Annotated in this window: 10 protein-coding genes; 9 read left to right on the top strand and 1 reads right to left on the bottom strand. The window is 65.7% G+C overall.

Annotated elements, in window-relative coordinates:
- Genes AAC050_RS11345 through AAC050_RS11330 form a run of 4 tightly spaced genes read left to right on the top strand, consistent with a single transcriptional unit; the run spans position 1 to position 4,631 of the window.
- Positions 1-1,167, top strand: coding sequence for a chain-length determining protein (locus tag AAC050_RS11345; protein ID WP_339915200.1), 1,167 nt, complete (start codon positions 1-3; stop codon positions 1,165-1,167).
- Entirely contained in the window at positions 1,167-1,838 is a 672-nt protein-coding gene (locus AAC050_RS11340) for an ABC transporter ATP-binding protein (protein WP_339915199.1), read from the top strand. The genes AAC050_RS11345 and AAC050_RS11340 overlap by 1 nt, the downstream gene beginning before the upstream one ends.
- An 8-nt stretch (positions 1,839-1,846) precedes the next feature.
- Positions 1,847-2,263: a hypothetical protein gene (locus AAC050_RS11335; RefSeq protein ID WP_339915198.1), complete on the top strand. Its 417-nt coding sequence runs from the start codon at positions 1,847-1,849 to the stop codon at positions 2,261-2,263.
- Positions 2,264-2,291: 28 nt separating this feature from the next.
- Entirely contained in the window at positions 2,292-4,631 is a 2,340-nt protein-coding gene (locus AAC050_RS11330; RefSeq protein WP_339915197.1) for a glycosyltransferase, read from the top strand.
- A 33-nt stretch (positions 4,632-4,664) separates the two neighbouring features.
- On the opposite strand, the gene AAC050_RS11325 is transcribed toward AAC050_RS11330, so the two are convergent.
- A complete protein-coding gene (locus tag AAC050_RS11325; RefSeq protein WP_339915196.1) occupies positions 4,665-8,606 on the bottom strand; it encodes a M10 family metallopeptidase C-terminal domain-containing protein in 3,942 nt (1,313 codons plus the stop codon).
- Positions 8,607-8,816: 210 nt separating this feature from the next.
- Here AAC050_RS11325 and argB point away from each other — a divergent pair, with 210 nt between their 5' ends.
- From argB to AAC050_RS11300, 5 genes are all read left to right on the top strand, one after another.
- Positions 8,817-9,740 (top strand): acetylglutamate kinase, encoded by a 924-nt coding sequence (gene argB, locus AAC050_RS11320; protein WP_339915195.1) that lies wholly within the window; start codon positions 8,817-8,819, stop codon positions 9,738-9,740.
- Complete coding sequence (locus AAC050_RS11315; RefSeq protein WP_339915194.1) at positions 9,737-10,450, top strand: pyrimidine 5'-nucleotidase; 714 nt, start codon at positions 9,737-9,739, stop codon at positions 10,448-10,450. The genes argB and AAC050_RS11315 overlap by 4 nt, the downstream gene beginning before the upstream one ends.
- Positions 10,447-11,319 (top strand): 2,3,4,5-tetrahydropyridine-2,6-dicarboxylate N-succinyltransferase, encoded by an 873-nt coding sequence (dapD, locus tag AAC050_RS11310; RefSeq protein WP_339915193.1) that lies wholly within the window; start codon positions 10,447-10,449, stop codon positions 11,317-11,319. Before AAC050_RS11315 ends, dapD begins: the two co-directional genes overlap by 4 nt.
- A gap of 51 nt (positions 11,320-11,370) precedes the next feature.
- Complete coding sequence (gene recQ, locus AAC050_RS11305; RefSeq protein WP_339915192.1) at positions 11,371-13,239, top strand: DNA helicase RecQ; 1,869 nt, start codon at positions 11,371-11,373, stop codon at positions 13,237-13,239.
- Positions 13,240-13,314: 75 nt separating this feature from the next.
- Complete coding sequence (locus tag AAC050_RS11300; protein ID WP_339915191.1) at positions 13,315-13,755, top strand: surface-adhesin E family protein; 441 nt, start codon at positions 13,315-13,317, stop codon at positions 13,753-13,755.
- Positions 13,756-13,815: the final 60 nt, after the last annotated feature.

The raw sequence follows: 13,815 nt of genomic DNA, 5'->3' as shown, positions 1-13,815 counted from the left end.
ATGAGCGAACCCCGCCTCGATTATCTGGGCCCGCTGCCGGGCACAGAGCCGCACGTAACCGGACCCGGCCTCCGGCAATGGCTGCAAAGGCACTGGCCTTTTCTGCTGATCGTGGTCGTGCCGACCGTGCTGGCCGCGATCTACTACCTGCTGATCGCCGCACCCAGATATGTGTCGGAGGCCCGTTTCATCGTGCGGGCTCCGGCCCAGGCCCAACCCTCGGCCCTCGGCATGGCCCTGCTGGGCGCCGGCCTGCCCGGTGCCCAGACCGACGCCTTCGCGGTCCATGAATACATTCGCTCGCGCGACGGCCTGAAGGATCTGGGAACACGATACGATGTCGCCTCCCTGTTGGGGCCACCCGGAGTCGACGTCCTGTCTCGTTACCCGCGCCCATGGGAAAGCCGGTCGTTCGAGGGACTGCACCGCGGCTATCAGCGCTTCGTCACCGTGGGCTATGATTCCACCACCGGGATCAGCACCCTCCGCGTCGAGGCCTTTCGCCCCCGGGACGCCCAGGGGCTGGCCGAGACCTTGCTGCAAGGCGGCGAACGACTGGTCAACCGGCTCAATGTCCGGGCCCGGGCGGATGCCGTCGCCGCCGCCGAGCAATCCCGGGCCGAGGCCCGCGCCCGCCTGACTGCGTCCCAGCAACGGCTGGTCGCCTTCCGCAACCGTGAACGTTTCATCGACCCCGTCCGCACGGCGACGGAGGGCGGACAGCTGATCGGTGAATTGATGGCCACGGTCGCGGCCCTGAAGGCGGAGCGTTCGCAACTGGCCGCCGAAGCGCCCCAGAGCCCCCGATTACCGGGCTTCGACAGCCGCATCGCCGCCTTTGAACGTCAGATTGAGATCGAACGTGCCAAGATCGCCGGCAATGCGGGGTCGCTGGCTCCACGGGTCAGCGCCTATGAAGATCTGGTGCAGGAGCGTGAATTCGCCGGCGAACAACTCGCCGAAGCCTCGGCGGCCCTTGTTGTCGCCCAGCAGGAGGCCCGGCGTCAGACCCTGTATCTGGAACGTATCGTCAGCCCGAACCGCCCGGACGAGGCGCGACAACCCCGCCGCTGGCTGGCCATACTGACCGTCCTGGCCAGTACCCTGCTGGTCTACGGTATCGGCTGGCTGGTCTGGGCCGGAGTTCGCGAACACAGGCAGGGCTGATGACGGACGTGGAACCGGCGGGACTCCGGGTCGAGGGGCTGGGCAAGACCTGGCGGCGCGCCACGCAGCCGGTGTTTTCGGGCCTGGGGTTTGAACTCGCCCGATCGGGACGGCTGGCTGTGCTGGGACGGAACGGTCAAGGCAAGTCGACGCTGATCAAGATTCTCGGCGGCGTCCTGCCGGCGGGTGAGGGCCAGATCGACTGGCGGATGACGTCATCCTGGCCCATCGGTTTCGGCGGTGGTTTCCAGGGCAGCCTTTCGGGACTGGACAACATCCGCTTCCTGGCGCGGCTCTACCGGCGTGACTTTCATGAGCTGCTGGACCGGGTCGACGACTTTGCCGAGCTGGGCTCCGCCCTGCGATCACCGGTCAAACACTATTCATCCGGCATGCGTGCACGTCTCGCCTTCGGCCTGTCCCTGGCCATCGAATTCGACTGCTATCTGATCGACGAACTGGTCGCCGTGGGGGATGCTCGCTTCCAGCAGAAATGCCAGACGGCGCTGTTCGAGCACCGCGCCCAACGCGCCTTCATCATGGCCTCGCACGACGTCCATCTGGTCGCCACCCATTGCCAGCAGGCGCTGGTGATCGAAGGCGGCAAGGCCAAGTTGTTCGACGACGTCGGTGAGGCGGTCGAAATCTACACCTGGCTGCGCGCCGCATGAGTCCGCGTTTGGGAATCGGGAGTGAGGCCGGCCAGAATCCGTCGCTTCACTGGCTTCCGGAACGCTTCACCCTGGACCCGCGCCGGACCGCGGTCGGCGAGACGCCGTTCATGCTGGACGTCACCGGACCGCCACGGCCACTGGTATTCGGCCCCTATGTCGACCTGGAACCGGGAGTCTGGCGGGCCCGGGTGCGGTTCACCGTCGATGAGACAGCCTGCAAACATCATTACCGGCTGGAATGGGGCAGCCTGACCGACTTTGCCAGCCACGCCTTCGTGCCCGGTCGCCCGGGCGTGTACAATCTCGAGATCGATCATCGCTGGCAGGCGACAGCGGCCGCAGAAACGCGATTGATCCTGACCGAGGGAGCTCTGGACGGTATGCTGGAATTCCAGGGAGTGACGGTGTCGCGGCTCTCATGACCCCGACGGACATGACGATACCGGCAGGATGACGACGACTTCCGCCACAGCCCTGGTCGATGCGGCCGACGCCGCGCGGGACCGCCATGACTGGCCAGCCGCCGTCCGCGCCTATGCCGCCGCCCTGGCCGTCAATGGTGACCGGGCCGACCTGTGGGTCCAGTACGGCCACGCCCTCAAGGAGAGTGGCGACCTGGGAGGCGCGCTCAGAGCCTATCAGGCCGCCCTGGAGCGGGCCCCCGACGTCGCCGACACCCACCTGCAGCTCGGCCACGCCCTGAAGATGTCCGGGCGACGCGACGCCGCCGCCGCGGCCTATGCCCGCGCCGCGGTCCTGGACCCGGCCCACCCTGACCCGGTCAAGGAGCTGCGCGACCTGGTCCGCCACGGCCTGGTGCTCGACCCTGAGATCGTCGGGGCCGTGCGGGCCCGAACCAGCCAGACCCACCGTCGGAACACGGATGCGGAGACTCTGACCGGACACCTTGAGGCAGCGCTGAAACGGCTTGGAGCCGGCCTGAAAGCGGTCAGGGCCCTGGCTACCGGTGCAGGACGACGGCGTTCAGCCCGTCCAGCCCTGATCTTCGACACCTCCGACCTGATCGCCTATTTCCGCGACGCCCGCCTGCCGACCGGCATCCAGAGGGTCCAGATCGAGGTCATCACAGCCTTGTTGCGGGACCCACCAGCGGACGCCCACATCTCCGTCTGCGCCTTCATCGAGGACCGGGATGACTGGGTCGAGATCCCGGCCAACCTGTTTCTGGGCTTGACGACGCAGGCCCTGGCTGGTGGGGCGCTGAACGAAGCAGCCTGGCTGACTGTACGGTACGACCTGGACCTGGAAACCGGACTGGCTCCGGCGCTCGCCTTCCCCGAGGGAGCCTGGCTGATCAATCTGGGGACGTCATGGTGGCTACAGAATTATTTCCTCAAACTGCGCAATATCCGGCGACTGCGGGGGGTCCGCTACATTCCCTTCGTCCACGACATGATCCCGGTCATGGCTCCGGAACATTGCACCCCCGCCCTGACGCGGGACTTCATCAGCTGGGCCGTCGGCATCGTCGGCCACGCAGGTCACTTCCTGACCAATTCCGAGGCATCCCGCCGTGACCTTATCGCTGTCGCCAGCCGGCTGGGGCAGGCCATCGACGCCGATGATGTGCATGTCATTCGTCTGGACGCCGATTTCCGCAAGCCGGGACCGGGCACCACCGATGACGGCATCCTGCCCCGGCTGGGTTTGTGTCCAGACAGATTCGTCCTGTTCGTCTCGACCGTGGAATCGCGCAAGAATCACATCGCGGCCTTCCAGGCGTGGCGAGTGCTGATCGACCGTCACGGAGCCGGGACTATACCAACCCTGGTCTGTGTCGGGGCCCGCGGCTGGCTCAACGACGCTGTATTCGCGCTGCTGGACTCCGATCCGGTCCTGCGATCCCGGGTCATCATGGTGTCGGGCGTTTCCGACGCCGACCTCGCCGACCTCTACCGCACCTGCGCCTTCACCCTCTACCCCAGCCTGTACGAAGGTTGGGGCCTGCCGGTGACCGAAGCCCTGTGTCACGGCAAGGCGGTGCTGGCGTCCGATGCGTCGTCCCTGCCCGAGGCCGGGGGCGAGTTCGCGACCTATTTCCGTTCCGGCGATCCGGTGGACCTTTTGGCGCAGCTGGAACGGATGCTGTTCGAGCCTGACTTCCGTCAGGACCTGGAGGAACAGATCGCCCGGACGTTCCGGCCCCGGTCCTGGCGAGACCTGGGTCAGGAGATCGTCGATTGCGTGGTGCACTGGAACGAACAGTCAGGACCCGGCGAAACCGCGGCGGCCATTCCGGTGCCGCCGGTCGAACCTGGCCGCGCCTATTCGCTCGGCCGCCTCACTGCGACCCGCCTCAAGACCGGGTTGATGTCAGCCGAGATCTTCCGCACCGGCGAGGGTTGGGCCGCGCCGGACACCTGGGGGTGCTGGACGACGGGCGACGGGGCCGAGCTGGTATTTCGAATGCCACAGTCGGAGCCCGTCAGAGACTTGCGTCTGGTCATGGGGCTGCGCGGCCCGTCCCGCCACAGAGTTGACTATACGATCATGGTCGGCATGGCCGCAGTCGCCCGCGGACGACTGACCTCCGGGGAAGTGTCCTGGCTGGATGCGCGGATTCCGGCCGGGGCTATCGTCGACGGAGCCGTTCATCTCCGGATCAGCGAACCGGACACCACGGAAACGCCCACGGGGTCGATCTCGCGACACCGTCAGTCGATCGGCGTGATCGGCTTCATGCTCGACACCATCGACAGCGATCGCACGGCCACCAAGATCATCGCCGAAATCGAGACGGCCGTCCGGGCTCCCACGACGAAGTCCTGATCCACCCAAATGCGCTTGCGGGCGAACCGGACCTCAGATGGCCCAATGATCAGGAGCGGTCAGATGATGCCAGCCATCATCCGTCGAGGAGGTGGGGAAATTCTGGATGTCACCATTGTCCAGGACGGCCATGAACCGATCGGCCCAAGCCTGATGTAGCCCAAGGGCACCAAACTCAGACTCCTGCCCCAGACCGGCGTGCGTGGCAGTGTCCAGACCGGGCAGTACCTGCGGCATCAAATCGACATTCTTGCCAATAAGAAAATCGTCACCGTCCAGGCTGGACAGCAGGAGCGAACCGCGCACAAACGCGTCGCCGCCCGTCCGGGACGCCGGGATCAGAAAGCCATCGTCCTCGCCGGGGAGGATCTGGGCTCCACCGTGGTCCTTGGCAGGGTCGTCCGTGGCCATCCAGGGGGTGAGGTGGGCATCAAACAGCGGTGCCGCCGCCGGAGCCAGTACCGGGTGTTCGAGCGTCGGGACGCCATTGACCCACAGAGGCACAGTCAGCCGTACATGTTCGGCACTTTCCGAGAATTCGAGCAGCATCTGTACCCGGGTGATGCCGCCGCCGGACAGGCCGGCGTTGTAGGCAGCGATGCCGCCGGCGTCCCCGGCACGGTCCAGAGCTGTCTGGTAGACGAGATCAACGAACTGGGCATTGGACAGACTACCGAAACGGGCCACCCCTTCGGCCGAGCTGAACAGGGCCTGGGCCACCTGAAGCAGGGTCGTGCCGTTATCGAGAGCCGAGCGCCAGGCCACCAGACCCGCCTCGTCCGGCATGTGGTTCAGGATGGTGTCATAGAGCCGGGCGATGGCCAGGGTTTGATCGTCGCCGACCCAAAGACCGGCATTGAGGGTCGGGGCCGAAACGGTCAGGTGTTCGCCGGCTTCGGCCAGGGTCAGCAGCACCTGGGCTCGGGTCGTCGTCCCCGCCGTGATCGCCGCCGCATAGGCCGCGGCCTGGGTCGGGTCCCCGGCATGGTTCACCGAATTCTGGTAGATCAGGTCCACAAACTGCCGGTCGGTCAGGACGCCGAAACGCGTCACGAACTCGACCGAGGTGATGAAGCGGTTCGCCATATCGAGGGCCGTGACCCCGCTTTCCAGCGCATTCAGCTGGATCTCATAGCCAAGGGCGTCGGGCACGCGATCAAAGGCGGCGCTGTAAAGCCGCATCAATTGCGCCGCCATACTGGTGACCTCGAACGTCAGGGTACCGTCGATGAAGGACGCCGCCTCGATATTGATCAAGGTATCCGTGCCGCCGTCGAGGCCGCCACTGACGGTGGTCGAGGACGCCGTGTACCCGCGGCGCACGCCGCCATAGGCCGCCACATCATAGCCGCCGCCGCCGTCCAGGGTGTCGTTACCACCGCCGCCACGAATGATGTTGTTGGCCCCGTCGCCGGTGAGAGTGTCGTTATAGGCCGAGCCCCAGACCTCCTCGATTCCGGACAGGGTGTCATTGCCGGCTCCGCCCGAGGCGGTTCCGGTGGCCAGGTTGACGGTCACCGCCGCCCCGGCCCCCGTATAGTCAGCGACGTCCCATCCGCTTCCGCCGTTGAGCGTATCATTGCCCGAGCCGCCGACAAGAATATCGTCGCCGACCTCACCGTTCAGGGTCGAGCCGACCAGAATGATCGGAGCCACCGGCGCGCTCGGGACCGAGACGTGCAGCAGATAGGTTCCACCCGCCGCCGGCGGACCGCTCGTGAAGGTGGACCCGGTATTGGACAGCCAAAGGCCGACCTCAATGTAATAGGTGCCCGAGGCTGCAAACGTGTACGTCAGATAAGAATCCGTGCCGGTATTATCGGGACCGCCATCGTCATTATTCGCCAGCTGGGTACCGCCAGCGTCGTACAGACGAAGGGTGCTGTCAAAGCTGGCATTATCGATGTCGAAAATGACCGTATCCCCGGCCAGAACCGTCACCGCATAATATTCGACGCCGCCATGGGTCGTGGCGACGACCGTCGCGTGCGGAATGGTCGTGGAACTCACAACGTCGGTGCGCGGCAGAAGATCGTAGGAACCGGCTAGGGTTACAGCCGCGCCGATACTTCCATTGGTGGTAGCTTGGCCCTTGATGATGTCGGGCGCGCCGCCCGTCTGACCCGGCGCACCCGCATAGAGCCGGTCATTTCCACCGCCGCCATTCAGGGTGTCGATACCGCCACCGCCGCGAAGGATGTTGTTGCCACCATCGCCGGTCAGGACATCATTGTAGGCGCTGCCCCGGACCTCCTCTATCCCGGTCAATGTATCGTTGCCCGCGCCACCCGTTGCGGTCCCGGTCGCCAGATTGACGTTCACCCCGGCACCGGCACCGGTATAGTCCGCCACGTCCCAGCCATTGCCGCCGTTCAGGGCGTCATTGCCGAGGCCTCCGATCAGGATGTCGTCGCCGTCACCGCCATTCAGCGTATCGTTGCCCGAGCCCCCGTCCAGATAGTCGTTCCCGCCCAGACCGTTGATGATGTCATTGCCGCCCAGGCCACCGATAGTATCGGCAAAAGCCGTGCCGTTGATCGTTTCGCTGGTGATGTCACCGGCAACGATAATGCCACCGGTCGGGGCCGCAGCTATGGTCTGGTCGGAAAAGGCGAGAAACTCGACGTTGGTCAACGTGACGGTGTAGCCACCGCCAACGACGGTCCCTACCGCCCCGTTCCAGGTGATCGTATAGGCCGAGCGCAGGCCGCCGAAGACAACCGTGTCGATTCCCAGCCCACCGTCGATGATGTCGTTGCCGCCATTTGGCGTGATGCGATTGTTGGCAGAGTTGCCCCGGATAGTGTCATCGCCCGAGCCGCCGATGGCGTTCTCGATCACGGCCCCGACAGCAATGGCCACATTGCCGACCAGGCCGCCGACACTGGAGAAGGCTCCCTGGCGCAGGTCGATGGTCTGGGCGACGTTGTAGCCAGAGAAATCGAATGTATCGATACCGCCGGCGTCCCAGACGGCAAAAATCAGAACGCTCAGTGAGTTGACCGCGCTGAACCAGGCCTGACCTGCCGTCGAGTTGAACCCGTAGACCGTGTCGCCGGTCCGTGTGGTCGTATTGGCCCCGTACAGCCGCTGTGCGGCGGCGATATCATCCAGCAGGGGAACCGCAGAATACTGACGCGCGCCGCCCGACGTGTTGTAATTTCCGCCGGTATTGCTCTCGCTGAAATAGCTCATCACCGAGTACTGGCGAGAGTCCTCGAAATAGATGGCATCAGCCGAATAGGTGATGCTGACGCCCTCGGCCGCGTTATAGGCGGCCGGATGGCTCAGGCCGATAGCATGCCCGATTTCATGCACCAGGACCTGCTGGCCATAGGCCAGCATGACAGGAGTGGCGTTGTAGGACAGGGACGAATTGGTCCAGACATCGCCACTGGCCGAGCTGCTCGCTGCAGATCCCGGTAAATAGGCAAAGGCCGCCGCCCCTGACACTCCGCCGGAATAGTTGGAGAACAGGATGGTGGCATTGTTCGAATAGTTGGACCCGGCGTCACTGACCCGCTGAAATGTGATGTTGGCGACATCAGACCAGGCGGCCAGCGCCTGGAGGGTGGCCGTGATTTGGGTCGTGGTGAACTGGGAAAACCCCGTGGTGTCCGTCGGCATGGTTCCCGGTGCCGTATCGCGGAAGGCATAAGTCACCACAGCGAACTGACCGGGGAAACTCGACCAGCTCAAGCCCGTACGGGTGATCTGGGCCGCCGCGTCGGTTATGCTGAGTGACGGCTTGCCGTTGGTGCCGAAACCACCGCGGTCGTCCCCGTTCAACAGGGCCGACAAACCGCCACCCGTTCCATCGTTCACTGCATGAAAACGGCCGCAGCAGCCACAGATCGCGTAGCTGGAGATCGCGCCGAAATAGTCGGTGTCGGGACTGACGCTGCCCCCACCATCGCCGCCGCCTTCGACGAAACGGACAATATTGGAGCTATTTTCAGCGAAGCTGTCGAACATGGGGGAAATCCAGCACTCACAATGTGAGTCACACAGTAGAGCGAACGGGATGAACGGCAAGCTACCCACCATCTGCTCCCTTCACTAGATGGTGACCGGCAGCTGCGGGCGCATGACGGCCACGGCACCACAGCCTTGCGCACGGGTTGGGACCACCATAGGGGGTTTCACCGTGACAGGAACGATCCCGCCCGCTATCGAGCCGCCATCATGGATGAGACCGAACGCCAATCCGAGGACCGGGGCTGGGACACAGCGAAGACGCTGGCCGAGGCCCTGCCCTACATCCAGGTCTATGACCGCGAGACCGTGGTCATCAAATACGGCGGCCACGCCATGGGCGAGAGCGCCGTAGCCCGCCAATTTGCCGCCGATGTGGTGTTGCTGAAACTGATGGGGGTGAATCCCGTCGTCGTACACGGCGGTGGGCCGCAGATCAGCGCCATGCTGGAAAAGGCCGGGGTTAAATCCAGCTTCGTCGACGGCCTGCGGGTGACCGACAAGGACACGATGCAGGTCGCCGAAATGGTCCTGTCCGGTGCGGTCAACAAGGAGATCGCGCACTGGATCACCGTCGCCGGCAAGGAGGCCGACGTGCGCGGCATCGGCCTGTCGGGCAAGGACGCCGGCCTGCTGACGGTCGAGCGGACCAAACGGACCCGGCGCGACCCCGACAGTATGATCGAACATGAAGTCGATCTCGGCTTTGTCGGCGAGCCGACGAAGGTCGACGCCAAATTGATCGTGCGGCTGATCGAGAGTGACGCGGACTGGGTCCCCGTCATCGCGCCTATCGGCGTGGCCGAGGACGGACAGACCTATAACGTCAACGCCGACACCGTCGCGGGGGCGATCGCCGGGTCGCTGAACGCCAAGCGCATGCTGCTGCTGACTGACGTGCCCGGCGTGAAGGGCACGGACGGCCAGATCATCCGCCAGATGAACATCGCCGAAGCCGAGGGCCTGATCCGTGACGGAACGGCGACCGGCGGCATGATCCCCAAGCTGGAGACGGCCATTTCGGCGGTTCGGGCCGGGGTCGAGGCCGTGGTCATTCTCGACGGTCGACGGCCCCACGCCATGCTGGTCGAACTGTTCACCGAGCACGGGGCCGGAACGCTGGTGCAGGCGTGAACCCAGCCACAGCCCGCCCCGACCCCGCACCGGCCGGGACCGGCGCGGACCTGCGTCATGTTCGCAGCTGGGTCTTTGACCTCGACAACACTCTGTACCCGCCGGAAAGCCAGTTCATGAAACTGGTCGAAAAGCGCATCAACCAGTTTGTCGTGCGTACCTCGGGTCTGGCGGCAGACGCGGCCATGGTGGTGCAGAAGGGCTATCTGCGCGACTACGGCACTTCGCTGGCCGGACTGATGGCCAACTACCGTATCGATCCGCATGACTTTCTGGCCGAGGTCCATGATGTCCCTCTGGATGCCCTGGTCCCCGACCCGGGCATGCGCGTCGCCCTGCAGCGACTGGATGGACCCCGGTTGATCTTTACCAACGGCTCCCTGGCCCATGCCGAACGGGTCCTGGAACGACTCAATCTGGCCGACCTGTTCACCGACCTGTTCGCGCTGGAGGACGCCGACCTGATCCCCAAACCGGATCCACGCACCTTCGCCCGGATGACGGAACGATTCGGCATTGCCCCGACCGGTGCCGCCTTCTTCGAGGATACGACCCGAAACCTGGCTCCGGCCAAGGCGATCGGCATGACCACAGTGCTGGTCGGGGCCCACGCCTTCGATGTCGAGGCCGACTATGTCGACCATCGCACCGCCACCCTCGCCACCTTTCTCGGCACCGCCGAACTGACACCGGGAGACGCTACTCCATGACCGATCACGCCCATCTGGAAGCCGTCATCGAGGTCGCCTGGGAGGACCGGGCCCAGGTTTCCCCGGCCACCCACGGCGGGACCCGCCACGCCGTCGATCAGGCCCTGGCCCTGCTGGACTCGGGACAGGCCCGGGTCGCCTCGCGTGGCGAGGACGGCGTCTGGACCACCCATCAGTGGCTGAAAAAGGCGGTGCTGCTGTCGTTCCGGCTCAACGACAACCGGATCATGCGCGCCGGCGAGCGCGGCCCGGCCAACCCACTGTCGTCCGACCACGCCCCCGGGCTCGGTCCCTTCTGGGACAAGGTGCCGAGCAAATTCGGGGACTGGGGTGCGGCCGATTTCCAGGCTGCCGGCTTCCGGGCTGTGCCCGGGTCGATCGTGCGCCAGGGGGCCTTCATCGGCCGCAACGTGGTGCTGATGCCCAGTTTCGTGAACATCGGGGCCTTCGTCGACGAGGGCTCAATGGTCGACGCCTGGGCCACGGTCGGGTCCTGCGCCCAGATCGGCAAAAATGTGCACCTGTCCGGCGGGGCCGGGATCGGCGGGGTGCTTGAACCGCTGCAGGCCAATCCGACCATCATCGAGGACGGGTGTTTCATCGGAGCCCGGGCCGAGGTCGCTGAAGGCGTCATAGTCCGCGAAGGGGCCGTGCTGGCCATGGGGGTCTATCTGTCCGGTTCGACCCGGATCGTCGACCGCGCCACCGGCGAGGTCTTCCGTGGCGAGGTACCGGCCTATTCCGTCGTGGTTCCCGGAGCGATGCCCGATCCGAAGGGCGGGCCGTCGCTGTACTGCGCCGTCATCGTCAAACGGGTCGACGCCCAGACCCGGGTCAAGACCGGGGTCAACGAGCTGCTGCGGGATTGATCCGGCCAGAAGGCGTGTGACACCCCGGAACAGATCGGGCACAACCCGGCCATGTTCGCCGACTCGCCCACTGCCCTGCCCGCCACCGATACCGCCCTGCTGGAGACGGCCCGCGCGACGCTGGAAAAGGTCTGGGGTCACGTAGATTTCCGCGGACTGCAGGCGGATGTGGTAGCCGAGATCATGGCCGGACGTGACGTGCTGGCGGTGCTGCCGACCGGCGGGGGCAAGAGCGTCTGCTATCAGATCCCGGCCATGCTGCGTCCCGGTCTGGGGCTGGTGGTGTCGCCACTGATCGCCCTGATGACCGATCAGGTCGAGGCGCTGAAACAGCAGGGCGTGGCCGCGGCGCGGCTGGATTCCGGCGTGTCGATGGACGACCGGTCGGAGATCTGGCGTCAGGCCCGGGCCGGGGAGTTGGACCTGCTGTATGTGTCGCCCGAGGGCCTGGCCCAGCCGCATCTGATTGACCGTCTGCACGAACTGCCGCTGAGCCTGATCGCCATCGACGAGGCCCATTGCGTCAGCCAGTGGGGCCATGATTTCCGCCCCGACTACCGGACCCTGGGCCGTCTGGCCGAGCTGTTCCCGGGCGTGCCGCGCATCGCCGTGACCGCGACGGCCGACGCCCGGACCCGCGAGGACATCGTCAAATCGCTGCGGCTGGATGATGCCCAGGTCTTCGTCGACAGTTTCGCCCGGCCCAATCTGCAGCTGTCGGCCGAGCGCAAGGCGTCGGCGTCGCGGGCCCGCACCGACGCCCATGTGATCGCCCTGGTGCGTGAGCGGCGCGGCAAGTCGGGGGTGGTTTACTGCGGTTCGCGCGACGGCTGCGAACGGGTGGCCAGTGCCCTGCGCGACGCGGGGACCAATGCCATCGCCTATCACGCCGGGATGGACGCCCGGGAGCGCGACCGGCTGCTGGCGCGGTTTCTGGCCGAGGACGGGGCGGTGATGGTGGCGACCATCGCCTTCGGCATGGGGGTCGACAAGGCCGACGTGCGTTTCGTCATCCATGCGGATCCGCCAGGGTCGCTGGAGGCCTACTGGCAGGAGATCGGCCGGGCCGGACGCGACGGGGAACCGGCCGAAGGCATCACCCTGTACGGGCCGTCGGACATCGCCTGGACACTGAAGCGGCTGGACGGGCGGCCGATGGATGAGGTGGTCAAGGCGGTGCAGGTGCGCAAGGCGCGCCAGCTGTTCGCCATGCTGGACGGCGCCGTGTGCCGGCCCCAGGCGGTGCGCCGCTATTTCGGCGAGACGGATGCCGGACCGTGCGGCGTCTGCGACATCTGCGGCGATCCGCCGGCCCTGTTCGACGCCACCGTGCCGGCCCAGAAGGCGCTGGCGGCAGTGCAGCGGCTGGGCGAGCGGTTCGGGCGCAACCGGGTCATCGACCATCTGCTGGGCGGGACCAAGGATGCGCAGCCGTGGGAGACGGCCCTGTCGACCTGGGCCATCGGGGCGGACCTGTCGCGGCATAGCTGGCGCGATGTGATCGACCATCTGCTGTTCGAGGGCCTGCTGGTCGAGGACCCGAACGAGGGCAAGCCGCTGATCCGGCTGGGCGAGGCCGAAGCCGTGCGCGGCGTCTATCGCGGCGAACGGGTCATCGAGGTCCGGCAGGCTCCGGCACGGGCGAGCGCGCCGCGTGAACGGACCCGCACCGGTCGTAACGCCGCAGTCGAGGCCATGGATGCCGACGTCCGGGCCCGGTTCGAACTGCTGCGGGTCTGGCGGCGGGAGCGGGCGGCCGAACAGAAGGTGCCGCCCTATGTCATCTTCCAGGACAAGACCCTGCTGGAGATCGCCGTGGCGGAGCCGGGCAGCCTGGACGCCCTGGGCCATATCTCCGGGGTCGGGCAGACGAAGCTGGATCGTTACGGCAAGGCCGTGCTGGACGCCCTGGGAGGATAGGGCGCGGTAACGTCAGCCCTTGCCAATTTCCGCCTGAGGGCGATCATGGTGATCCATCGTTCTGGGGAGGATCCGATGAAAACCCTGTTGTCACTCGCTGCCGTCACCCTGGCGCTGGTCGCCGGGCCCGCCGCCGCCGAAAACTGGCACAAATTTTCTTACAACAGCACGGCCGCCTATCTGGCCGACGTCGACAGTATTGCCGTCGAAGGTGATGTGACCAGCATCATGGTGGCCAAGGTGCCGCGGACCGGAACCGCATCGGACTACCATTACTCGGTCGATCAATTCGTCTTCCGCTGTGCGGCACGGCAGGTGCGGTCGATTCTGAACATCGGGTACGGCGATGACGGGGCCGAGATGGACCGGTTCGACGATTCGGACGTTCCCTGGGACGATGTGGTTCGAAACAGCTATCTGGAATTCCTCAAGAATATTGCCTGCGATGGAGCCCGGTCAAGCGACAGCACATGGCCGTCGATCAGGGCCTTCGTGGACTCCGGGCGCGGCAGTTAACCGGCCCTAGATGTGAGCTCTCAATAGGTTGTCCATCCGGTCCAGGCCGGGGAAGCTGGA

The organism is uncultured Brevundimonas sp., from assembly GCF_963974615.1.
Lineage (GTDB): Bacteria > Pseudomonadota > Alphaproteobacteria > Caulobacterales > Caulobacteraceae > Brevundimonas.
The sequence above is the reverse complement of the archived record's forward strand: the minus strand, read 5'-3'. Positions and strand labels throughout refer to the sequence as shown.